The organism is Schumannella sp. 10F1B-5-1, assembly GCF_006517535.1.
Taxonomy (GTDB): Bacteria; Actinomycetota; Actinomycetes; order Actinomycetales; family Microbacteriaceae; genus Schumannella.
In genome coordinates, this window is the sequence record NZ_VHQH01000001.1 from 318,561 (window position 1) to 338,376 (window position 19,816).

Sequence of the window (19,816 nt, forward strand, 5' to 3'; positions counted from 1 at the left end):
GCGGCAGAACCGGGCAACTCGGCGAGCTCGGCGCAGGTCGCCGGGTCAGTCGACCTTGGCCTCGCCCTCGGCGCGCTCGGCCTCGACCTGCTCGTCGCTCTTCACGATGTCCTCGGCGGGCACCGGCGACAGCCGATCCCACACGAAGAAGAGGATGCCGACGACCAGCATCGCGCCGCCCGTCCACAGGTTGATCGCGATGCCGCCGGTGCGCTCGAGCTCGTCGGTCGAGCCCACGGTCACGAAGCCGGTGATGCCCACGATGAGTCCGTAGACCACGAACAGGGCTCCGAGGATGCGACGCAGATCGAAGCGCCGCGTGGACTTGACCAGGGCCTCCTGCTCGGAGGTCAGGTTCTTCTCACTCATTCGAGAACTCCTTCAGCATCCCGGATCACAGGAACGGCAGGTAGAGGGCGACGCAGCCGGCGAGGGCCACGGTTCCGAGCAGGGCGGGCGAGCGGTACCACTTGGTGTCGCCCGCGACGTGGTCTTGCGTGACGTCGATCTTGCCGACGCCGTAGACCAGGCCCTTCAGCTCGCCGACCGGCTTGGCCTTCGTCAGCAGGCTGATGACGACGCCGACGACGAGCACCGTGCCGAACGAGATCATCGCGCCGTAGAGCGTCTCCGACGTCGCCGTGGCGAAGATCGGGTCGCCGTTCGCGACGCTCACCTGGTAGGCGATGAACACGACCGTCGGAGCGATGATGCCCGCGATGTAGGCCCAGAGCGCGCCGGCCGACGACATCCGCTTCCACAGCAGACCCAGGATGAAGACGCCGAACAGCGGGGCGTTGAAGAACGAGAACAGCGTCTGCATGTAGGTCATGATGTTCTGCGCCCCGGCCGCGATGAACGCGGTGCCGACGCCGATCAGCACGCCCACGACCGTGACCCAGCGGCCCACCTTGAGGTAGTGCTCGTCGGGCATGTCCTTCTTGATGTAGCGCTGCCAGATGTCCCAGGTGAACACCGTGTTGAAGCTCGACACATTGGCCGCCATGCCCGCCATGAACGACGCCATCAGACCGGTCACGGCGATGCCGAGCACGCCGGTCGGCAGGTACATCTGCATGAGCTTCGGGATGACCTCGTTGTAGGTCACGCCCGAGTCGGGGTCGGCGAGCAGGTTGCCGATCGTCGCCGCGCCGATCAGACCCGGGATGACGACGATGAACGGGATCAGCAGCTTCGGGAACGCGCCGATCAGCGGGGTGCGCCGCGCGGCCGACATGTTCTTCGCGCTGAAGGCGCGCTGCACCTCGGTGAAGTTGGTGGTCCAGTAGCCGAAGCTCAGCACGAAGCCGAGGCCGAGCACGATCGCCAGCCAGTTCGCGCCGATCGGGTTCGACTCGTCGCCGAAGCCGGTGCCGACCCAGGTATGCAGCAGCTCGGCGCTCTCGGTCTTGTTCAGCGCATCCACCAGGCCGCTCCAGCCGTGCACGCGGTTGAGTCCGACGATCGTCAGCGGCACGAGGCCGGCGATGATCACGAAGAACTGCATGACCTCGTTGTAGATCGCGCTCGAGAGCCCGCCGAGGGTGATGTAGACCAGCACGAACGCGGCCGAGACCAGGATGGCCAGCCACTGCGACCAGCCGAGCATCGCCTCGATGACGATCGCCATCGCGAACAGGTTGATGCCCGCGATCAGCACGTTCGACACCGCGAAGGCGAGCGAGTTGACCAGGTGCGGGGCCTTGCCGAAGCGGCGGAGCATGAACTCCGGAACGCTGCGCACCTTCGACGCGTAGTAGAAGGGCATCATCACGAGGCCCAGGAACACCATCGCCGGCACGGCGCCGATGAGGTAGTAGTGCAGCGTCGCCATGCCGATCTGCGCGCCGTTCGCCGCCATGCCGAGGATCTCGGTGGCGCCGAGGTTGGCGCTGACGAAGGCGAGGCCGGTGATCCACGCGGGCATCGAGCGTCCGCTGAGGAAGAAGTCCATGCTCGACTTCACGCGCTTGCGGGCGATGAAGCCGATGCCGATGACGACGCCGAAGTAGATCAGCAGCATCAGGTAGTCGACCCAGGTCAGGTCGAGGCGGATGCCCTGGGTGGCGGCGCGGATCGCACCGGCCGGGCTCAGGGCGAGTGCTGCAGGCGCGAATGCCATGCGGGTCCTCTCCGGATTCGTCATCGATCGGGAACGAGAACCTCCGCCGGTGGGCGGCGCTGCGCGAACCGGGGGCAGCCGTGCTGGCCTGGCCGTGGGTCGCTCATCGCGGGGGTGGTCGTAGCGCGCGTCCAGGACGGTGTCCGGAATCGCGCCGGGAGTGGACTCTGCCACACGCTGACAGCGCTGACACAACTCGCGCAGGTCGCACTCAGGTGCTATCGCGCGGGCGCGGGCGGGCGGGGTTCAGGTGTCGCGTGTGCCGCGTCGCGTGTGCTCGCTCGGATCGCGAGTTGCCCAGTTCTGCTGGGTTCTGGCGCGCGAACCCGACCGAAGTGGGCAACTCGGCGATCGAGCGCCGCGCTCGGTGCCGGTTAGCGGGCGGCGTCGGCGTCCGGGTCGGCGTCGAGCAGCGCATCCGGGTCGTGGATGCTCGGCTCACGATACGAGGCGACGGTCAGCACCGCGGTCTGGATGATCTCCTCGGCCTCGAGCGCATCCTCGATGGCCCGCAGCTTGTCGGCGACCGTGTGCTCGGGCTGGTCGCCGAGCAGGTCGACCGCGCCGACGACGAACAGCCGGTTCGGGCCGACGACCTCGACGTGCAGGTAGGTGACGTGGTCGATCTCGGGGCGGCTCTCGAGCAGGCCGACGATCCAGTCGCGCAGCTTGCCGCCCTGCGCGCCGCCGATGAGGAAGCGGCGGTTGCGGTCGATGAGGAACAGCGCGACGACGGCGAGCAGCAGGCCGATCAGGATGCTCGCGATCGCGTCGAACGCGGCGATGCCGGTGACCTGGTGCAGGGCGATGCCGGCCGCGGCGAGCACGATGCCGATCAGCGCGGCGCCGTCTTCGGCGAACACCGCCCGCAGCGTCGACTCGGAGCTGCCGAGCACGTAGGGCAGGAACTCGCGCCCGGTCTCGCGAGCGCGCTTGCGGCCCTGACGGATCGACTGCAGGAACGACGTGCCCTCGAGCACGAACGCGACCGCCAGCACGATGTAGTTGATGACGTAGTCGCCGGCCGGCTCCGGGTCGGCGAGCTCGGTGATGCCGTGGAAGATCGACACGGTCGCGCCGACCGCGAAGACGCCGATCGCGGCGAACAGCGACCAGAGCCACGCATCCCGGCCGAAGCCGAGTGGATGCTGCCGGTCACGCGGGCGCGCCGCGGCCCGATCCGCGAACACCAGGAACACCTCGTTGCCGGCGTCGGCCCACGAGTGCGCCGCCTCGGCGAACATCGCGGCCGAACCGGTGAGGACGGCGGCGACCGTCTTCGCGGATGCGACCAGCACGTTGGCGATGAGGGCGATGACGACGGTCACGCGGGCGACGCTACTCCCGCGCATCCACGGCCCGCCGCAGGAGCGATCGAACGTCCCGCCGCCCCGATCGTGAGTTGCCCGCTTCCGCGGCTTGTCGCGCACGGGGTCCGGCAGAAGTGGGCAACTCACGAGGCGCGATGGGCGAGTTGCCCAGTTCGGTCGCGTTCCGGGGACGGAACGCGGCAGAACTGGGCAACTCGACGACTCCGAGGGGCGCGATCAGCGCGCGAGCGCGCCGCGTCGGCTCAGAGGTAGGCGCCGCCGGAGGCCTCGACGCGCTGGGCGTTGATCCAGCGCGCGCTGGGCGAGAGCAGCGTGACGACCGCGAGGGCGATGTCGTCGGCCTGACCGCCGCGTCCGAGCGCGGTGACGCTCGACACCTGCTTCTGGAACTCGTCGCTCATCAGGTAGCCGCCGCCGAAGTCGGTCGCCGTGGCGCCCGGGGCGAGAGCGTTGACCGCGATGCCGCGGGCGCCGAGCCCGGCGGCGAGGTAGCGGGTCCACACCTCGATCGCGCCCTTCGTGGCGGCGTAGGCGCCGTAGGGCGCGCCGGCCGTGTAGCGGACGAGTCCGCTCGAGACGTTGAGGATGCGGCCGCCGTCGGCGATCACGGGCAGCAGCGCCTCGGTCAGCAGCATGACGCCCTTGACGTTCGTGTCGAAGAGCTGGTCGATCTGCTCGGCCGTGGTCTGGCCGACCGGCGTCGTGATGCCGATGCCGGCGTTGTTGAAGAGGTGGTCGAAGCTGTCGCGACCCCAGGTCGCGGTCAGGGTCTCGCGCAGCGCGGCGACGAACGCCGGGAAGGCGTCGAACTCGGTCGTGTCGAGCGGCAGGGCGACGGCCTTGCGGCCCTTCGCCTGGATCTCGGCGACGACCTCGGCCGCGGCATCCGCCGAGGCACGGTAGGTGATGACGACGTCCTGTCCGGCGTCGGCGAGGGCGAGCGCGGCGGAGCGACCCAGGCCACGTCCGCCGCCGGTGATGAGGGTGATCTTCTCGGTCATGGCTCCAGCGTGCGCCGCGCATCCACTGCTCACCAGGACGCGCTCATCCAGGGAGCGGCGATCCCTGGTCAGGGCCACGCGACGAGGAGCAGGATGGATGCCGTGGACCGCAGCCAGCTCGCCGACTTCCTGCGCAGCCGCCGCGAGGCGCTGCAGCCGGAGGACGTCGGCCTGCCCCGCGGACCCCGCCGCCGCACGGGCGGGCTGCGGCGCGAGGAGATCGCGCAGCTGAGCGGCATGTCGACCGACTACTGGAGCCGGCTCGAGCAGCAGCGCGGACCTCAGCCCTCCGACCAGATGCTCGCCGCGATCGCCCGCGGGCTGCGCCTCAACGCCGACGAGCGCGCCCACCTGTTCCGGCTGGCCGGGCATCCGGCGCCCGAGACGGCGCACGCGGCATCACATGTCGCTCCCGGCATGCAGCGCATCGTCGACCGCCTCGGCGACACCCCCGCGATGGTTCTGACCGACCTCGGCGAGACGCTCGTGCAGACGCCGCTCGCCCGCGCGCTGCTCGGCGACCATACACAGCGCACCGGCCTCGCGCGCTCGAACGTCTACCGCTGGTACATGGAGCCGGCGACCCGCGACGTCTATCCGCGCGACGACCAGCCCGAACACGGGCGCGTCTTCACGGCTGAGCTGCGGTCGGCGTACTCGAACCCGGCGACCCGCGAGCGCGCGACCCGCATCGTGGATGCGCTGCTTGCGTCGAGCGCGGAGTTCGCCGAGGTCTGGGCGCGGCACGATGTGCGGCTCAAGCATCCGCGGCGCAAGCGGTTCGCGCATCCTGAGGTCGGCGAGCTCGAGCTCGACTGTCAGACCCTGACCGACGCGGACAGCGGACAGGTGCTGCTCGTCTTCACGGCGACGCCGGGCACCCCGAGCGTCGAGAAGCTGGAGCTGCTGGCGGTGATCGGCGCGCAGAGCTTCGCGTGAGCACGTGCGGCGCCGCGCGCGCCCGCTCTGGTGTCCGACTTCGCAGATATGGTCGGCCTGTGACCGAGCGTGAGAATGGACCTTGGAGCCAGAGCAATCTCGGCTCTAACGTCGTCGGCGGTCTTATTCTTTTAGGGCCGAGCGTGTTGGTAAACGCGGTGACGGACCACCTCGAATTGTGGCAACGCGTTCTCGTAGTCGCTCTCGCAGCCGCACTAGCCGGGTTCGTCCTCTCAGTGACGAACCGTTACTGGCGACGCCGAATCTGGATTCACTTCGCGAGCTGGATGCGGGACACCCGACCGGTCGTGTCTCGAGCGAAGACGGTGCGTGAACACTCAGACGCCCGATACGCAGCGGGCTACACGGCCCGGAGCAAAGAAGTTGCCGACGAGAGAGCTGCCGTCGTCATCAATGAGCCAGCGTGGGCAATCGACGCAAAAGACTCGTTCTTCGGCGACGAAGCAATGTTCTGGATGACGAACCGTGGCGCTGAGGCATGGGACGTGGTCGTGACGGCACCGGACGAGTTGTTCCGCATGTCCGGCGATGTCTTCTTCCAGGGGCGCTGGAATCCATCGACTGGTGGATCATCAACAGCTCGTTGGTTCCGCGGCACGGCTACCGAGCGAGGAAGGAATGAGGGCGTCGTTTTCCGCGTGTCATGGCGTGACCCAAACGGCGACGAGCACTCGAGGGATGTCTTCATGTTGCCGGAGGCACTGACTGCGCCAATCGAGTCTCGCGAGGTTGCGTTTGCCCGTGGCCATGCAGCGGGTTTGGCAGAGGCGCGTTCGAGTTCGACCCCAGAGACACCCGTCCCTCCGGATCTCCCGCCACTTCCGCTTCCCGCTCCGCGTTGGTCCATCCACGAGGACAACACCGGCGACGAAATGGACTTTGTTCTGCGGAACTCCGTAGCGCGCAGCGTCGCACTCGAGGTTCGAATCGAGCCCGACGAGGATCTCCGCCTCGCTTCTGCCGGTCATTGGGAGAACGTCTCCGGGGAGAACACCGCATCCTTTGCTGGCTCGCTGAGCGACCGAGGCTACGAACATGGCGTGCGATTCTTCGTTAGTTGGTACGACGAAATGCATTCGGCGCGAACTGAATGGGTCGAGCTTCCGGGTCACGGCAGGCCACCGAGAACCTTCTAACCGACAGCGCTCGCCCGCGCCGATCATCCTGGATCACTCGGGTGCTGCTCCCTACCAACGCGCCTGAACCGCGGATGGGGCCACTCGCCCGGAGAAGCGTGCGTGGGAGAATCGGCGCATGGAGCTCGATGCCATCGACGTGATCGATCGCAAGATCATCGATCAGCTCCGCCTCGACGGCCGCCGCAGCTTCGGCGAGATCGGCCGCTACGTCGGGCTCACCGAGGGCAGCGTGCGCGCCCGCTACAAGCGACTGCTGTCGCTCGGCGTCGTGCAGGTCGTCGGCATGCCGAACTCCACGCGGATGGGCTGGGTCGAGGCGCACCTGTCGATCCGGGTGCGCGGCGCGACCGCCGAGAGCGTCGCCCGCACCCTCTCCGGCTTCGCCGAGGTCAAGTACGTCGGCACCTGCATCGGGTCGTTCGACCTCATCGCGGATGTGCGCTGCGAGACCAGCGACGACCTCGGCCGCTTCCTGACCGAGACCGTGCGCCGCGTGCAGGGCATCGAGGCGATCGAGACGGCGACGGTCATGGAGGTGCTCAAGGACGAGTACGTCTGGGCCGGCTTCCGCGAGCCGATCAACCGGCTGACCCGACCGCATCCCGCCGCGGGGGCATAGCCCGCACCCTGCGCGACGCAGGCGCGAGCGCTCAGGCCTCAGGCTGGCCCGAGCCGCCGACCGCGCGCTCGCCCGACTGGTCGCGCAGGCCGCCCCAGGAGTAGTCCTTGTAGAGCCGGGTCATGACGTACTGGTCGATGCGCGCGACGCCGGGCGTGCGGCGGATGTCGTCGAGCAGGTCGGCGAGCTGGCCGAGATCGCGCGGGGTCGCCTCGAGGTAGATGTCGTGGGCGCCGGCGACGAGGGCGACGTGGCCGATCATCGGCACGCTCGTGAGCGAGCGGGCGACGCTGCGCGGCGTGAGGCTGCGCACCGTGATGAGCAGGCGCACCGACTGGTGTCCGAGCGTGAGCGGGTTGCACAGGGCGACGATGCGCAGGGTTCCGTCGGACGTGAGGCGCTGCACCCGCGCGCGCACGGTCGCCTCCGAGACGCCGAGCAGCTGCGCGATCTCGGTGAACGCGCGCCGGCCGTCTTCGCCGAGCAGCTCGACGAGCCTCCGGTCGATCGGATCCGCGCTCACACCGACATTCTCCCCCGCGGGATGCGCCGGGTCACCCGCCCAGAACGGGTGCGACCCGGGCGCGAGCGCGACGGCGAACCCGAGCGCGACAGCACGGGATGCGACGGCCGACTCCGCGACGAGAGGGATGGGGCGCCGGCCACCACCACGCAGCCGGCGCCCGCGGTCACCCCGCACCCTGCACGGGCCAGGCGACGGTCGGGAGACCCCGCGGCGCGACTCAGACGCGCGCCTCGGCGTCGGGAGCGGCGGCTGGCGAGGTCGAGGACACAGCGGAACCGGCGGAGGACGCGAGCCCCGCATCCACGAGCCCTGCTCCGGCGGCCTCGAGCGCGCGTGCAAGCCGCACCATCTCGGCCGTGTCGGCGGCGGGGGCGTCGCCGTCGAGGCCGAGCATGTCCTCGAAGCCGACGCGGGTCTCGTGCCCGTCGTCGATCGCGGCGCGCACGAGCGGCCAGGCCGTCGCGTCGTAGCCGTGGTAGAGCAGCGGGGCCGTCACGCCGCCGGCGCGGAGGGCGTCGGCGATGCGGCGGGCGTGGTCGATCGCGACCTGCACGTCCTCGTCTTCGGGCTCGATCAGCACGCGCACGTTCTGGTGCAGGGTGGATGCGGCGAGCAGCGCGGGTACGTCATCCATCGACCAGACGGCGCTCTCGAGCACCATGCCGCGCTCGAGCACGAGCTCGGCGGCCTCGGCGGCGCCCTCTTCGCAGAAGGCGACGCTGGCGAAGTCGGGCAGCGCATCCTCGGGCCAGGCGGCGAGCAGCTGCATGCGCTCGGCGTGGCCGGAGCAGGTCCACAGGCCCGTCGTGGTGCCGACGATCACGCCGGGGGCGCCGCGGCGCACGGCCTCGACCATGCGGCGGATCTCGTCGGGGTGGATGGTCTGCGACCCGTCGGCGGTGCGCGCGTGGGCGTGCACGACGTCGGCGCCCGCGGCGACCGCGTCGGCGGCGGCGACGGCGATCTCGTCGGGGGTCAGCGGGATGGCGGGGTGCTCGTCACGCGAGCGCCCGCCGTTGATGGCGGCCTTGATGAGCATGGTGCGGGTCCGATCGAAGGGTGGGTCAGGCTCGCGCGGCGAGCAGGTCGAGCACGGTCTGGCTGGCGCCCGACACCTGGCCGAGCGGCTTGCCGGTCAGCACCTCGGCGACGAAGGCGGGCTCCTCGGCGTCGTCCTCGAGGGCGGTGTCGATGATCCCGGCCATCACGGCGGGGCTGCCGAACAGCACGCCGTTGCGGTCGGCCAGCACGACGTCGCCGGGCTGCACGCTGACGCCGCCGACGCTGACGGGGATGTTGATGCCGCCGGCATCCAGGCCCAGCAGCTTGGTGGTCAGCACGCTGAGTCCGCGCGCGTAGACCGGCAGGCCGGTGTGCTCGATCTCGTCGATGTCGGTCGCGACGCCGTCGATGATGACGCCCGCGGCGCCGGCGGCGTGCAGCGTGACCGCGAGCACCTCGCCGACGGGCGCGTGACGCAGGTCGCCGCCGGTGTCGATCACGAACACGTCGCCCGGCTGGGCGTGGCCGGCGGCGTGGTGCAGCAGCGTCGAGTCCTGGCCGGTGAGGCGCAGGGTCACGGCGCGGCCGACGACGCGGCCGACGCCGCTCTGGCGGCGGATGCCGGGGTCGGCGAAGCCCTCTTCGAGGTAGTGGCCGATGGTGGGGAACGAGACGCGCTGCAGCTTCTCGACCAGCTCGGGGTCGAGGGCGGGTCCGTTGGGTTCGACGATGAGGCTCACGGCTGGAACTCCTGGACGGCGACCCGGGTGTCGAGTCGGCGGTTGGCGAGGGCGGGAAGGATCTCGCGCACCTCGGCGATGCGGTCGAGGGTGACGTCGACGACGGCGATCTCGTCGCCGGCGGGCGGCAGCTGAGCGCGCACGACGCCGAGCGGGTCGACGATCATGCTCGTGCCGACGCAGTCGGCGGCGCTGGTCGAGGCGGCGACGACCCAGCAGGTGTTCTCGATCGCGCGGGCCCGCACGAGCGTGGTCCAATGGTCCTCCTTGCGGGGACCGGCGACCCACGCGGCCGACACGGCCAGCACGTCGGCGCCGCGCGAGACCAGATCGCGCGCCAGCTCGGGGAAGCGGATGTCGTAGCAGTTGACGAGTCCGACGACGACGCCCTCGATCATCACGACCGGCGGCAGCTCGGTGCCGCCCTTGACGTAGTCGCTCTCGCGGTAGCTGAAGGCGTCGTAGAGGTGCAGCTTGCGGTACACGTCGACGAGCTCGCCGCGCGGGTTCACGACGGCGATGCTGTTGTGCGGGCGGGCCTCGCCGCTCGGCTCGTAGCCGCCCGCGATGATCCAGGTCTCGTGCTCGGTCGCGAGGCGCGACAGCAGCGCGAGGAACAGCGGCCACTCGCGGGCGACGATCTCGGCGCGCTCGGCGTCGTCGAGCTCGCCGGCGAGAAGCATGGCCTCCTCGGGCAGCACGACCAGGCGCGCAGGGCGGCCGAGGCCGGCCCCGGTGGATGCGGCGGCGTCGGCCACGAGGGCGGCGATCGCATCGCGGTTGGCAGCCGCGTCGGTGGTCGGCGCGAGCTGCGCGACGGCGACGGTCAGCGACGGGTTGGCGGTCATGCCGCGGCCTCCTCGGCGGGCAGGATGCGGCCGGCCGCGGGGGTCCACGAGACGGCCACCTCGGCGCCGTCGGCGAGCGCGGCCAGAGCGGCCCCGTTCTCGCCCGAGGGCACCTGGACGGTGAGCACGGCGCCCTGCGTCGACACGTGCACGGTCCACTCGTCGCCGAGGAACACGCGCTCGGCCAGCACGCCGCGAGCGGCTCCGGCGGGAGCCAGGGCGGGGTCGGCGTGCAGGGTGATGCGCTCGGGGCGCACGGCCACGACGACCTCGTCGCCGTCGCGCACGCCGCGGGCCTGCGCATCCACGGTGTCGGCGGGCACCGCCCCGAAGCCGGAGCAGATGGCCTTGCCGGCCTCCATGCGGGCCGGGATGAGGTTGCAGCTGCCGATGAAGCCGGCGACGAAGCGCGACGCGGGCGCGTCGTAGATGTCGATCGGCGAGGCGACCTGGAGCACGCGGCCGGCCGACATGACCGCGATGCGGTCGCTCATCGTCAGCGCCTCCTCCTGGTCGTGGGTGACGTAGATGAAGGTGATTCCGACCTCGCGCTGCATGCGCTTGAGCTCGAACTGCATCTCCTTGCGCAGCTTCTGATCGAGCGCGCCGAGCGGCTCGTCGAGCAGCACGACCGCGGGGCGGCCGACGACGGCCCGCGCCAGCGCCACGCGCTGACGCTGGCCGCCGCTGAGCTCGCTGGGCTTGCGCTCGGCGAAGTCGGCGAGGCGCACGAGCTGCAGCGCCTCCCGCACCCGTCCGTCGAGCTCGGCCTTCGGCGTGCGACGCACGCGCAGCTCGAAGGCGACGTTCTCGTAGACGGACAGGTGCGGGAAGAGCGCGTAGCTCTGGAACAGCATGTTCAGATCCCGGTCGCGGGTCGCGACCTTGTCGACGTTGCGTCCGTCGAGCTCGATCGAGCCGTCGGTCGGCGTCTCGAACCCGGTGATCATGCGCATCAGGGTCGTCTTGCCGCATCCCGAGGGTCCGAGGATGCTGAAGAACTCGCCGTCGCGGATGTCGAGGTCGAGCGGCTGCACCACCGTGTTCGACCCGAAGGTCTTGGTGATGCCGCGCAGTCGCACGGCGACGGGGGCCGGGGTCTCGGTCATCTGCTGCTCCGGTGGGGTAATGGGCGGAGTGTGGTGGGCGGGTCAGGAGGCGCGGACGCGCGTCCAGCCGTCCTGGTAGTAGGCCAGCGCCTTGCCCGGGTCGACGATGAACTCGGCGTTGTCGAGCGAGTCGGCCGGGGCGTAGATCGCCGGGTTGGTGACCTGCGTCTGGTCCTTGACCAGCTCGAGCGCGGCCTGGTTCGTGCTGGCGAGCGACGCGTCGTCGGTCAGCAGCGCGGCGACCTCGGGCTGCAGCGTGTAGTTCAGCCACTTGTAGGCGGCCGACTCGTTCGCGGTGCCCTTGACGATCGAGAAGCTGTCGGTCCAGAGCGTGCCGCCCTCCTCGGGGAGGATGTAGTGCACGTCGGGGTTGGCGGCGACGGCCTTGGCCGAGCTGGTGCCGCTGTAGGCCTCGGCGATGCAGGCATCCCCGGTGGCGACCAGGTCGGCGTAGTTGTCGCTGTTGTAGCCGGCCAGCAGGGGCTTCTGGTCGAGCAGGGCCTGCGTGCCCTTCTCGATGTCGGCCTTCTTGGTCGAGGTCGCGCTGAGGCCCTCGACCTGCATGCCGCCGATGTAGGCCGACAGCATGTTGTCGAGCATGTAGATCTTGCCCTTGTACTTCTCGTTCCAGAGGTCCTTCCAGCCCGTCACGGGCGCGCCGGTGCAGGCCTCGTTGTAGAGGATGCCGGTGGTGCCCCAGGCCCACGGGATGCTGTAGCCGTTGTCGGGGTCGAACGACGGGTCGACGAACTTCTCGGCCAGGTTGTCGAAGCCGTCGAGCTTCGACTTGTCGACCTTGGCGAGCAGGTCGCGCTCGACCATGAGCGGAACCGCGTACTGGCTGGGCTCGACGATGTCGTAGCCCGAGTTGCCGGCGGCGAGCTTCGAGATCATCGTCTCGTTGCTGTCGAAGTTGTCGACGGTGACCGTGATGCCGGTCTCCTTCTCGAATCCCTTGATGACCGAGTCGGGGATCTCGCCCGACCAGGCGTAGATGTGCAGCTTCGTGCTGTCGCCCGACGACGATCCGCCGGCGGCGGAGCAGCCGGTCAGCGCGAGGGCGGCGGCGACGGTGACGCCGACCGCGGCGAGGGCCTTGCTCTTCATTGCTGTGTCCCTTCAGGAACGGTGACAGGTGGGGCGGTGCGGGTGCGGTGCTGGGTGGGGCTATGTGGTGCGGCGGTGCGGGTGGTGCGGTGCTGTGGTGCGGTGATTGCGTGAGTGGAGCTGGTCTGGGGTGGGATGCGCGACGCTCCGGTCGGCGGAGGGCGCGCATCCACGGGGCTATTGCGAGGCGGGCCCGCCGGCGAGGATGCGGCGCAGCTGGCCGACCCCGACGACGAGGATGATCGCGAGCGTGAGCAGCACGAGCAGCGTTCCGAGCGCGTTGAGCTCGGGGGTCAGGCCGCTCTTGAGCTGGCTGTAGATGCGCAGCGGCAGCGTGGTCGTGCCGACGCCGGAGGTGAAGGTCGAGATGACGATGTTGCCGAACGAGGTGGCGAAGCTGAGCAGGAACGCGGCGAGCACGGCCGGGCGCAGCAGCGGGAAGGTCACGCGGCGGAACGTCGTCCAGGCGCCGGCGCCGAGGTCGGCGGCCGCCTCGGGCAGGCTCGGGTCGAGCGAGCTCATCGCGCCCATCTGCACGAGAGTCGCCAGCGGCAGCGTGATGACCGTGTGGCCGAGGATCAGCGTCACGAACCCGGTCGGGATGCCGGCCGTGCTGAACACGGTCAGCAGCGAGACGCCGAGCACGATCTCGGGCACGATCAGCGGGATCAGGATCGCGCCGAGGAACACGCCGCGCCCCTTCACCCGGAAGCGCACGAGCGCGGTCGAGCTGAGGAAGCCGAGCGCCGTGGCGAGCAGCGCCGACACGAGGCCGACGATGAGGCTCGTGCGCAGCGTCTCGAGCAGCAGCCGGTCGGCGAACAGCTCGACGTACCAGCGCAGGCTCACGCCCTCCCAGCGGTAGCTGACCTCGGAGGCGTTGAGCGAGTAGACGACCAGCGCGACGATCGGCAGGTAGAGGAAGACGAAGATCAGGCGCGAGAACCAGGCGACGACGCGATCCATCAGGCGCTCCTCTCCGATCGTGCGGAGCGTCGGGCGCCCCGGCTGACGAGGCGGGTGACCAGGCCGGCGAGCGCGACCGAGGCGAGCATCAGCACGAGCACGACCATCGACAGCGCGGCGCCGAGCGGCTCGTTGCGGAACTCGGTGAACAGGGTCACGATCAGGTTGCCGACCAGCGGGTCCTTGCCGCCGCCCAGCAGCACCGGGATGACGAACACGCCCAGCGTCGGAACGAAGGTGAGCATGACCGACGAGGCGAGGCCCGACGCGCTCAGCGGCACGAAGACGCGGGCGTGGGTCTGCCACCAGCCGGCGCCGAGGTCGGCGGCCGCCTCGCGCAGCGACGGGTCGATCGCCCGCATCGACGCGTAGATCGGGAACACCGCGACGGGCAGGAAGGCGTAGAGCAGCGACAGCACGACGGCCGTCTGCGAGGGCACGAGCGACGTCGCCGGGATGCCGAGCGCCTTCGCGATGCCGATGATCGGGCCGCCCGAGCCGAGCAGCGTGATCCACGAGAAGGTGCGCACCAGGAAGTCGGTGAGGAACGGGATGATCACGAGCAGCAGCAGCACCGGCTGGCGGCGGGCCGGCCGGGTCGCGATGTAGTAGGCGACGACGTAGCCGACGATCGTGCAGACGATCGCGTTGAGCACGGCCATGCCGAGGCTGTAGCCGATCGTCTTGCCGTAGACCGGGTCGAGCAGCTTGGCGTAGTTGTCGAGCGTGAAGCCGCCCAGGTTGCCGCCGAGCGGGTCGCTGATGGCGAAGCTGTCGCGGGCGATGATCACCATCGGCACGACGACGAGCAGCAGGATCACGATCGAGGCCGGGACCATCATCAGCGCGCCGGTCACGCTGTCGCGGCGGGTGTTCGCCATCGTGGCCTCCTGATCTCGGTGTCGCGGTTCGGGCGGGGTGGAGCGGTGCAGGTGGTGCTGTGGTGCGGGATGCGCGGCCCCGGTTCGGTACCGGGTGTTCGTTCCGGCGCCGCAACCGGGGTCGGTGCGGTGTGGGGTCAATGGTGCTCCGCGTCGCAGCACGTCGATTCGACGGATTCCCTCGAATCGCGTGGCCGTGCGGTTACGTGCTTGCGCATTTCGCAGACGCCGACATCCCCTCGGATCGAGTGTGCGGCACGGACACGGGAGGACCGATCCGTCCACTCGGGGACGCGGGGCAGGGCCGCGGCGAGCCGCGCGGGCAGGCGCGGGCGGGCGCGGCGGTGCGGGATGCGGGGGTTCTGCGGCAGGGTGGAGCCGTGCCCGACGCCCCCCTCTCGATTCCGCAGCGTGTGCTGTCGCTGGCCCCCGGCATCCTCGTCTGCCTCGTGATCGCGGGCGTCGCGACGGCGATCGGCTCCGTGGTGCCGCTCGTGGGCAGCGCGGTTCCGGGGATCGTGATCGGCGTGGTGATCGCGCTGATCCGCAAGCCGGGAGCGCGGCTGAAGCCGGGCATCCAGTTCACCTCGAAGCGGCTGCTGCAGGTCGCGGTCGTGCTGCTCGGCGCCCAGCTCTCGCTCGCGCAGATCGCGGCGGTCGGACTCGAATCGCTGCCGGTCATGCTCGGAACGCTCGCGATCTGCCTGCTCGGCGCCTGGCTGATCGGCCGCGCGCTCGGCGTCGTCGGCGATCTGCGCACCCTGATCGGCGTCGGCACCGGCATCTGCGGCGCCTCGGCCATCGCGGCCGTCTCGCCCGTGATCGGGGCCGTCAGCGCCGAGGTCGCCTATGCGGTCTCGACGATCTTCCTGTTCAACATCAGCGCCGTGATCGTCTTCCCGGTCATCGGGCACGCGCTCGGGATGTCGGAGCACGCCTTCGGACTCTTCGCCGGCACCGCCGTCAACGACACCTCGTCGGTCGTCGCGACCGCCGCCGTCTACGGCGCCGGCGCGATGAACTTCGCCGTGGTCGTGAAGCTCGTGCGCACGCTCATGATCATCCCCATCACGATCGGCCTGGCGGTGCTGGTCGGGCGGCGGAAGACGGTGCTCGCCGACGGGGCTGCGGGTGGCGTGGGCGACGCGGCCGGCGATCCCGACTTCGAGGGGTCGAGGGTGGCCACGAATGCTCGCGACACGCCGTCGACGGCGAGCATTCCTGGCCACCCGCGGGATCTCTCGCGGCCGGATGCGGTGCCCGCACGCCCGCGACTGACGCCGCTCGGCGTGCTCAAGCTCATCCCGTGGTTCCTGATCGGCTTCGTGCTGGTGGCGATCGTCTCGTCGCTCGGCGTCATCCCGGCCGAGGCGAAGCCGGCGCTGAGCACCGCATCCGTGTTCCTCATCGCGATGGCGCTCAGCGCGATCGGGCTCTCGACCGACGTCGCCGCGATCCGCCGCTCGGGCTGGCGCCCTCTCGCGCTCGGCGGACTGCTCTGGCTGCTCGTCACCCTCACGAGCCTCGGCATCATGTGGGTCACGGGCGCACTCTGACTCAGCGCTATGCGGGCGCGAGGAGGAGGATCGGCGCATGACCACGTGGACCTCTGATCAGCTCGCCGCGATCGACGCCGATGACGAGCTCGACATCTCGTCGCAGCGCCCCGACGGCTCGCTGCGTCCCTTCATCACGATCTGGGCGGTGCGCGCGGGCGACGAGCTGTTCGTGCGGTCGGCCTACGGCAGCGGCAACGGCTGGTACCGTCGCGCGCTCGCCTCGGGCACCGGACGCATTCGCGTCGGGTCGACCGAGTACGACGTCGCCTTCGCCCACGTCGACGAGTCGGATGCGGTCAACTCGGCGATCGACGACGCCTACCGGTCGAAGTACGCCCGCTATTCGAGCATCGTCGGCGGGATGGTCGGGCCCGCGGTGCACGGCGTCGGCCTGCGGCTCGACCCGCGGTAGGCGCATCCCGGGCGGTGCGGAACCGCCGAGTCGTGCGGGCCGCCCGCAACCGCCAGCTTTCAGCGCTCGGTGCTGCCGCCGCGTCGCCGAGAGATCGCTGCCGCGATGCCCGCGACGGCCAGCTGCCCGACGCCCACCACGATCACGGCAGCGCCGCCGACGACGAGCAGTGGCGGCGAGCCCCCGATGCGGCCGGTGCTGTCGGGCCCGACGACCGCGAGGATCAGGATCGCGACCCCGATCATCACCACTCCGGCGACGACGAGTCCGCCGCCGAGTCGTGCGCGCTGCCGAGGAGTCCGCGCCATGACCGCCTCCTCGTCTCGCCCGCATCACCGGGCGGACTGAGCCGATGATCGCATCCCGGCGCCCGCCGTTCACCCGAACGCGAGAGGATGTCAGCGACATCCGAGGGGGATCATGACGGAGCTCGAGAGCGCGACGGCGCGCACCGCACGACGGCTGATGATCGCCGGGATCGCGACGATCGGGGTCGGCTACCTGCTGAACTTCGCCGTCAACTACCTCGTCGGCGCACTCCTCGACGTGGCCTCGCCGGCGACGAGCCCGCTCGTCGCGTTCGGATCCGTGCAGTCGCTCTCGCCCGTCGCCTACGCCGTCGGCGGCGCGCTGCTCGGCGCCGGGATCGTGATCCGGGTGCTGCGCCCGCGCGTGACGCGCTTCCACGGATCGCGCTCCGACTAGACACCGACGGGCCCCGGCGCCGGGCGCGCGTCGACGTGTCGGAAGTGTCACGCTCGCGCGGCGTGTCCCGTGCATCTGCGACATCTCGGCCGGACCGGGATGCGGCGCGACTCAGCGAGCGCACCGGCGGACGCGCGAGGATGTAAGGGCATCCTTACCGCGCGACCCATCGCATCCACCCGGAGTCGAACCGGGCCGAGCACGAGCGAGCCGCGCGAGCGAGGCCGAACCGAACCGGAAGACACGCATCCGATGAGCTCCACTCCCCCGAACCCCGCCGCCCCCGTGAGCACCCCCGCGGCCGCGCCCGCCCCGCGCCGCCCCGGCACGCAGTACGCCCTCGTGGTGCAGCGCACCGAGCAGCTGACGCCGCACCTGCTGCGCGTGCACTTCGCCGGCGAGGGGGTCGCCGCCTGGATCGCGGCCGCCGACCCCGATCGCCTGGCCGCCACCGACACCTACGCGAAGGTGCTGTTCGCGCGGCGCGAGGTGGGACTGACGGCGCCCTACGACCTCGAGGTGCTGCGCGAGACCGTTCCGCTGGAGGATCTGCCCTCGCGCCGCACCTACACGATCCGCGACGTGGATGCGGCGGCCTCGACCCTCGCGATCGACTTCGTCGTGCACGGGGACGAAGGCGTGGCCGGGCCGTGGGCGCAGGCGGCGCAAGCGGGCGACGCGATCTCGGCCTCGGTTCCGGGCGGAGCGTTCGCGCCGAGCGACGACGTGACGCTGCCGCGCCTGCTGCTCGGAGACGACTCCGCGATCCCGGCGATCGCCGCGGCGCTGGAGGCGATGCCGGCGGGCGCTCAGGGCGTCGCGATCATCGAGGTCGAGTCGGCCGCCGAGGAGCTCGAGCTCGCCCATCCCGAGGGCATCGACCTGCGCTGGCTGCACCGCGCCGGTGCGGGCGACGACGGCGCGACGGCGACCGCCGGCCTGCCGCTCGTCGCCGCGGCTCGCGCCCTGCCCGCGCCGACCGGACCGGTCGAGGTCTTCGCCCACGGCGAGCGCGGCGCGATGAAGGAGCTGCGCCGCCTGATCAACGGCGAGTGGGGCGTCGACCGGTCGCTGCTGTCGCTGTCGGCGTACTGGGCGCTCGGCCGCGCCGAAGACGCGTTCCAGGCGGAGAAGCGCGAGCCGATCGGCCAGATCTTCGAGGGCTGATGCCGGCGCGGCGCCCGTGCGGAGCCGTCGCCCGCGTACGCGGTTGCGGATGGAGGACCTGATCGAGCCTGCATGCAGCTCGAGGTCGGTCCGCATCCGAAACCGCGCACGCCGGAGGCGAGCGGCCCCGCGCCCGCCGTCAGGCGATCACGAGAACTGGATGCCGCCATCCACCAGGTAGGTCTGGCCGGTGACGTAGTCCGAGTCGGGTGAGGCGAGGAACGAGACGAGCTTCGCCACGTCGTCGGGGACGCTGACGCGCCCGAGCAGGATCGAGCGGGCATCTCACGTCGTGAGAACGCGGTGTGAGGCCCGAGGCCGGGTCAGGCGCGCGCGGCGGCCTCCCGGCGGCGGCGCACCGTCACGATGCCGAGCAGCGGCCCGAGGGTCGCGGCGACGAGGGCCACGAGCCCCATGCCGATCATGAACGCGAGATCCGACGGGCGCTCGTCGGGCGCGGGCGGCACCACGAGCGTCGGCGTCTCGCCCGACGCGGTCGCGACGCCCTTCGGGTCGAGACGCGAGACGGCGGCGACGGGGTCGACGACGCCGTGTCCGATCGACGGATCGGCCTCCATCCCCTTCGACAGCGGCGCGGTCGACGGGTCGGCGGTGTCCATGAGCCGCTGGCCGACCTCGCTCGCCGTGAGGGAGGGGAACTCGGCGCGCACGAGCGCCGCGGCGCCTGCCGCGTAGGCGACGGCGAGGTCGGCCTCGTCGCCCGTCACGTGCCCGGCGCCGTCGGGCACCGCGCCCACGAGTCCGCCGGAGGGCGCCGCGAGATCGGGCACGGCGCCGAGCTCCGACGAGGCGGCGCCGCCCTTCTCGTCGAGCGGGGCGACCGACAGCACGCCGTCGATCGAGGCGGGGAAGGCGAGGGCGTCGGTCGTCGGCGCGCTCGCCGCCGCGACGACCAGCACGTCGGCGGCGGTCGCCGCCTGCACGGCCTGCTCGAGCTCGGGCGAGCTCGTCGCCGAGGTGAGCGGGATCGCGATCACCCGGGCGCCGCCGGCGACGGCCGACTGGATGCCCTGGGCGAGCAGGCCGGGAAGCCGGCTGGCGAGCGCGTAGTCGGCCGGGTCGTTCGTCACGCGCACCGGCAGGATCGTCGCGCCGGGCGCGAGGCCGACGAACTCGGTCCCCTCGACGGCGCGGCCGGCGATGAGCGAGCCGATGAAGGTCCCGCGGCCGTAGCAGTCGGCGTCACCGGAGCCGCCCGCGAGGTCGGTCCCCGGCAGCACGGCGCCCTGCAGCGACGCGGCGTTCGCGCTGACGCCCGTGTCGATCACGGCCACGACGACGTCACCGGTCGTGCGCGGCCAGGCCCGCTCGGCGCCCATGCGCTGCTGCCCCCACGACTCCTCGGCGATCACCGGCGAGCCGGCCGAGGCGGCGCAGGATGCGGCGGCCGCGGGCGTCGCCGTGAAGGTCGCCGCCGCGGCCGAGAAGAGCAGGCTCGCGGCCACGATCAGGGCCGACGCCGCCGACAGGCGACGTCGTGCGTGCGAGACACCCTGGACAGCCGGCACGCGCGACGCCCGACGCCGGCCGCGACGGGCCCGCGTCGGGCGCGCGTTCCGCGCGGGCCGGGCCAGCCGAGCCGGCCGGGCCAGCAGCGCGGG

The 19,816-nt window shown here is 71.1% G+C and carries 22 protein-coding genes; 7 read left to right on the forward strand and 15 right to left on the reverse strand.

Going from position 1 to position 19,816, the window contains the following annotated elements; all coding sequences use genetic code 11:
- Positions 1 to 45: 45 nt before the first annotated feature.
- The 4 genes from FJ658_RS01535 to FJ658_RS01550 all read right to left on the reverse strand — a co-directional run bounded on the left by FJ658_RS01535 (position 46) and on the right by FJ658_RS01550 (position 4,454).
- On the reverse strand, positions 46 to 369 hold the full coding sequence (locus tag FJ658_RS01535; RefSeq protein WP_141143602.1) for a hypothetical protein: 324 nt from the start codon (positions 367 to 369) through the stop codon (positions 46 to 48).
- 25 nt (positions 370 to 394) lie between these two features.
- The gene (locus tag FJ658_RS01540; RefSeq protein ID WP_141143603.1) at positions 395 to 2,122 is read right to left on the reverse strand and encodes a sodium:solute symporter family protein; all 1,728 of its coding nucleotides are present in this window, start codon (positions 2,120 to 2,122) and stop codon (positions 395 to 397) included.
- Between the two features lie 374 nt (positions 2,123 to 2,496).
- A complete protein-coding gene (locus tag FJ658_RS01545) occupies positions 2,497 to 3,450 on the reverse strand; it encodes a cation diffusion facilitator family transporter (RefSeq protein WP_255447494.1) in 954 nt (317 codons plus the stop codon).
- 245 nt (positions 3,451 to 3,695) lie between these two features.
- On the reverse strand, positions 3,696 to 4,454 hold the full coding sequence (locus FJ658_RS01550; RefSeq protein WP_141143605.1) for an SDR family NAD(P)-dependent oxidoreductase: 759 nt from the start codon (positions 4,452 to 4,454) through the stop codon (positions 3,696 to 3,698).
- 102 nt (positions 4,455 to 4,556) lie between these two features.
- Here FJ658_RS01550 and FJ658_RS01555 point away from each other — a divergent pair, with 102 nt between their 5' ends.
- The 3 genes from FJ658_RS01555 to FJ658_RS01565 all read left to right on the forward strand — a co-directional run bounded on the left by FJ658_RS01555 (position 4,557) and on the right by FJ658_RS01565 (position 7,172).
- Positions 4,557 to 5,393, forward strand: coding sequence for a helix-turn-helix transcriptional regulator (locus tag FJ658_RS01555; RefSeq protein WP_141143657.1), 837 nt, complete (start codon positions 4,557 to 4,559; stop codon positions 5,391 to 5,393).
- Between the two features lie 59 nt (positions 5,394 to 5,452).
- Positions 5,453 to 6,550: a hypothetical protein gene (locus FJ658_RS01560; protein ID WP_141143606.1), complete on the forward strand. Its 1,098-nt coding sequence runs from the start codon at positions 5,453 to 5,455 to the stop codon at positions 6,548 to 6,550.
- A gap of 118 nt (positions 6,551 to 6,668) precedes the next feature.
- Complete coding sequence (locus FJ658_RS01565) at positions 6,669 to 7,172, forward strand: Lrp/AsnC family transcriptional regulator (protein WP_141143607.1); 504 nt, start codon at positions 6,669 to 6,671, stop codon at positions 7,170 to 7,172.
- A gap of 31 nt (positions 7,173 to 7,203) precedes the next feature.
- Here FJ658_RS01565 and FJ658_RS16720 read toward each other — a convergent pair whose 3' ends face one another.
- From FJ658_RS16720 to FJ658_RS01605, 8 genes are all read right to left on the reverse strand, one after another.
- Positions 7,204 to 7,695 (reverse strand): Lrp/AsnC family transcriptional regulator, encoded by a 492-nt coding sequence (locus FJ658_RS16720; protein WP_255447495.1) that lies wholly within the window; start codon positions 7,693 to 7,695, stop codon positions 7,204 to 7,206.
- 220 nt (positions 7,696 to 7,915) lie between these two features.
- On the reverse strand, positions 7,916 to 8,737 hold the full coding sequence (locus FJ658_RS01575) for a 3-keto-5-aminohexanoate cleavage protein (RefSeq protein WP_141143609.1): 822 nt from the start codon (positions 8,735 to 8,737) through the stop codon (positions 7,916 to 7,918).
- Between the two features lie 25 nt (positions 8,738 to 8,762).
- Positions 8,763 to 9,440 carry an RraA family protein gene (locus FJ658_RS01580; RefSeq protein ID WP_141143610.1) on the reverse strand — a complete coding sequence of 226 codons (678 nt, stop codon included), beginning with the start codon at positions 9,438 to 9,440 and terminating at the stop codon, positions 8,763 to 8,765.
- The gene (locus FJ658_RS01585; RefSeq protein ID WP_255447496.1) at positions 9,437 to 10,288 is read right to left on the reverse strand and encodes a carbon-nitrogen hydrolase family protein; all 852 of its coding nucleotides are present in this window, start codon (positions 10,286 to 10,288) and stop codon (positions 9,437 to 9,439) included. Before FJ658_RS01585 ends, FJ658_RS01580 begins: the two co-directional genes overlap by 4 nt.
- Positions 10,285 to 11,397 carry an ABC transporter ATP-binding protein gene (locus FJ658_RS01590; RefSeq protein ID WP_141143611.1) on the reverse strand — a complete coding sequence of 371 codons (1,113 nt, stop codon included), beginning with the start codon at positions 11,395 to 11,397 and terminating at the stop codon, positions 10,285 to 10,287. Before FJ658_RS01590 ends, FJ658_RS01585 begins: the two co-directional genes overlap by 4 nt.
- A gap of 42 nt (positions 11,398 to 11,439) precedes the next feature.
- Positions 11,440 to 12,504 carry a PotD/PotF family extracellular solute-binding protein gene (locus FJ658_RS01595; RefSeq protein ID WP_141143612.1) on the reverse strand — a complete coding sequence of 355 codons (1,065 nt, stop codon included), beginning with the start codon at positions 12,502 to 12,504 and terminating at the stop codon, positions 11,440 to 11,442.
- 177 nt (positions 12,505 to 12,681) lie between these two features.
- Complete coding sequence (locus tag FJ658_RS01600) at positions 12,682 to 13,470, reverse strand: ABC transporter permease (RefSeq protein WP_141143613.1); 789 nt, start codon at positions 13,468 to 13,470, stop codon at positions 12,682 to 12,684.
- Positions 13,470 to 14,351 carry an ABC transporter permease gene (locus tag FJ658_RS01605; RefSeq protein ID WP_141143614.1) on the reverse strand — a complete coding sequence of 294 codons (882 nt, stop codon included), beginning with the start codon at positions 14,349 to 14,351 and terminating at the stop codon, positions 13,470 to 13,472. The genes FJ658_RS01600 and FJ658_RS01605 overlap by 1 nt, the downstream gene beginning before the upstream one ends.
- Before the next feature lie 380 nt (positions 14,352 to 14,731).
- Here FJ658_RS01605 and FJ658_RS01610 point away from each other — a divergent pair, with 380 nt between their 5' ends.
- Positions 14,732 to 15,907 (forward strand): YeiH family protein, encoded by a 1,176-nt coding sequence (locus FJ658_RS01610; RefSeq protein ID WP_255447497.1) that lies wholly within the window; start codon positions 14,732 to 14,734, stop codon positions 15,905 to 15,907.
- A gap of 37 nt (positions 15,908 to 15,944) precedes the next feature.
- Entirely contained in the window at positions 15,945 to 16,322 is a 378-nt protein-coding gene (locus FJ658_RS01615; RefSeq protein ID WP_141143616.1) for a DUF2255 family protein, read from the forward strand.
- 59 nt (positions 16,323 to 16,381) lie between these two features.
- On the opposite strand, the gene FJ658_RS01620 is transcribed toward FJ658_RS01615, so the two are convergent.
- Entirely contained in the window at positions 16,382 to 16,630 is a 249-nt protein-coding gene (locus tag FJ658_RS01620) for a hypothetical protein (protein WP_141143617.1), read from the reverse strand.
- Between the two features lie 112 nt (positions 16,631 to 16,742).
- Between FJ658_RS01620 and FJ658_RS01625 the strand changes: the two genes are divergently transcribed.
- Together FJ658_RS01625 and FJ658_RS01630 are read left to right on the forward strand one after the other, a co-directional pair.
- Positions 16,743 to 17,027: a hypothetical protein gene (locus FJ658_RS01625; protein WP_141143618.1), complete on the forward strand. Its 285-nt coding sequence runs from the start codon at positions 16,743 to 16,745 to the stop codon at positions 17,025 to 17,027.
- Between the two features lie 252 nt (positions 17,028 to 17,279).
- Entirely contained in the window at positions 17,280 to 18,194 is a 915-nt protein-coding gene (locus FJ658_RS01630) for a siderophore-interacting protein (RefSeq protein WP_141143619.1), read from the forward strand.
- A 147-nt stretch (positions 18,195 to 18,341) separates the two neighbouring features.
- On the opposite strand, the gene FJ658_RS01635 is transcribed toward FJ658_RS01630, so the two are convergent.
- Both FJ658_RS01635 and FJ658_RS01640 read right to left on the reverse strand, forming a co-directional pair.
- Positions 18,342 to 18,467, reverse strand: a complete 126-nt coding sequence (locus FJ658_RS01635) for an SDR family oxidoreductase (RefSeq protein ID WP_370454743.1) — start codon at positions 18,465 to 18,467, stop codon at positions 18,342 to 18,344.
- 50 nt (positions 18,468 to 18,517) lie between these two features.
- A complete protein-coding gene (locus FJ658_RS01640; RefSeq protein ID WP_181408278.1) occupies positions 18,518 to 19,723 on the reverse strand; it encodes a S8 family serine peptidase in 1,206 nt (401 codons plus the stop codon).
- Positions 19,724 to 19,816: the final 93 nt, after the last annotated feature.

Excerpts from the sequence above, each read along its gene's own strand:
- FJ658_RS01605 (WP_141143614.1), bottom strand. The coding sequence starts at position 14,351 with ATGGCGAACACCCGCCGCGACAGCGTGACCGGCGCGCTGATGATGGTC.
- FJ658_RS01550 (WP_141143605.1), bottom strand. The coding sequence starts at position 4,454 with ATGACCGAGAAGATCACCCTCATCACCGGCGGCGGACGTGGCCTGGGT.
- FJ658_RS01535 (WP_141143602.1), bottom strand. The coding sequence starts at position 369 with ATGAGTGAGAAGAACCTGACCTCCGAGCAGGAGGCCCTGGTCAAGTCC.
- FJ658_RS01625 (WP_141143618.1), top strand. The coding sequence starts at position 16,743 with ATGACGGAGCTCGAGAGCGCGACGGCGCGCACCGCACGACGGCTGATG.
- FJ658_RS01565 (WP_141143607.1), top strand. The coding sequence starts at position 6,669 with ATGGAGCTCGATGCCATCGACGTGATCGATCGCAAGATCATCGATCAG.
- FJ658_RS01575 (WP_141143609.1), bottom strand. The coding sequence starts at position 8,737 with ATGCTCATCAAGGCCGCCATCAACGGCGGGCGCTCGCGTGACGAGCAC.
- FJ658_RS01630 (WP_141143619.1), top strand. The coding sequence starts at position 17,280 with ATGAGCTCCACTCCCCCGAACCCCGCCGCCCCCGTGAGCACCCCCGCG.
- FJ658_RS01540 (WP_141143603.1), bottom strand. The coding sequence starts at position 2,122 with ATGGCATTCGCGCCTGCAGCACTCGCCCTGAGCCCGGCCGGTGCGATC.
- FJ658_RS01620 (WP_141143617.1), bottom strand. The coding sequence starts at position 16,630 with ATGGCGCGGACTCCTCGGCAGCGCGCACGACTCGGCGGCGGACTCGTC.
- FJ658_RS01595 (WP_141143612.1), bottom strand. The coding sequence starts at position 12,504 with ATGAAGAGCAAGGCCCTCGCCGCGGTCGGCGTCACCGTCGCCGCCGCC.
- FJ658_RS01615 (WP_141143616.1), top strand. The coding sequence starts at position 15,945 with ATGACCACGTGGACCTCTGATCAGCTCGCCGCGATCGACGCCGATGAC.
- FJ658_RS01600 (WP_141143613.1), bottom strand. The coding sequence starts at position 13,470 with ATGGATCGCGTCGTCGCCTGGTTCTCGCGCCTGATCTTCGTCTTCCTC.
- FJ658_RS01585 (WP_255447496.1), bottom strand. The coding sequence starts at position 10,288 with ATGACCGCCAACCCGTCGCTGACCGTCGCCGTCGCGCAGCTCGCGCCG.
- FJ658_RS01590 (WP_141143611.1), bottom strand. The coding sequence starts at position 11,397 with ATGACCGAGACCCCGGCCCCCGTCGCCGTGCGACTGCGCGGCATCACC.